The 906-nt window shown below is 47.1% G+C and carries 1 protein-coding gene; it reads right to left on the bottom strand.

The window, feature by feature from the left end:
- Window positions 1–906: flavodoxin-dependent (E)-4-hydroxy-3-methylbut-2-enyl-diphosphate synthase (gene ispG / locus R7190_RS26195; RefSeq protein ID WP_318137719.1), on the bottom strand; the 906-nt coding region annotated here is incomplete at both ends.

Genomic DNA, 906 nt, shown 5'->3' with positions numbered 1-906 from the left:
CACTCTTCTTGTTGCTACCCGCAAGACCCAAATGGGAAACCTCAGCTTCACCAGGACCATTTACCACACAGCCAATAATAGACACATCCATTGGTGTGATGATGTCTTCTAAACGCTGCTCAAGCGCATTTACGGTACCAATAACATCGAATTCTTGGCGTGAACAACTTGGGCAAGCAATAAAGTTGATGCCACGAGAGCGAATACGCAAAGATTTCAGAATATCGAAACCGACTTTGATTTCTTCGACTGGATCAGCAGCTAAAGAGATACGTAACGTATCACCAATACCTTCCGATAAAAGCATGCCCAAGCCAACTGCTGACTTCACGGCACCTGCGCGTGCACCACCAGCTTCAGTAATACCTAAGTGAAGCGGCTGGTCGATTTTCTTCGCCAACAAGCGGTAAGAATCAACCGCGAGGAATACATCCGATGCTTTAACGCTGACTTTGAACTGATCAAAGTTAAGACGATCGAGATGATCCACATGACGCATCGCTGATTCAACTAGGGCTTCAGGCGTTGGTTCACCGTATTTCATCTGCAGATCTTTTTCCAAAGAGCCGCCATTAACGCCAATACGGATCGGGATATTCTTATCACGCGCACAATCAACAACCGAGCGAATACGCTCTTCGTTACCAATGTTACCTGGGTTGATACGCAAACAATCGACGCCGTATTCCGCGACTTTCAGTGCGATACGGTAGTCAAAGTGAATATCAGCAACCAGAGGAACAGATACTTGCTGTTTGATCAGCTTAAACGCTTCTGCTGCTTCCATCGTTGGTACTGAAACACGGACGATGTCTGCGCCGACTTTTTCTAGTGCTCGGATTTGTGCGACTGTCGCTTCCACATCAGTCGTGCGAGTGTTAGTCATTGACTGTACGGCAATTGGCG

Source organism: Vibrio sp. 1078-1 (assembly GCF_033340475.1).
The sequence above is the reverse complement of the archived record's forward strand: the minus strand, read 5'-3'. Positions and strand labels throughout refer to the sequence as shown.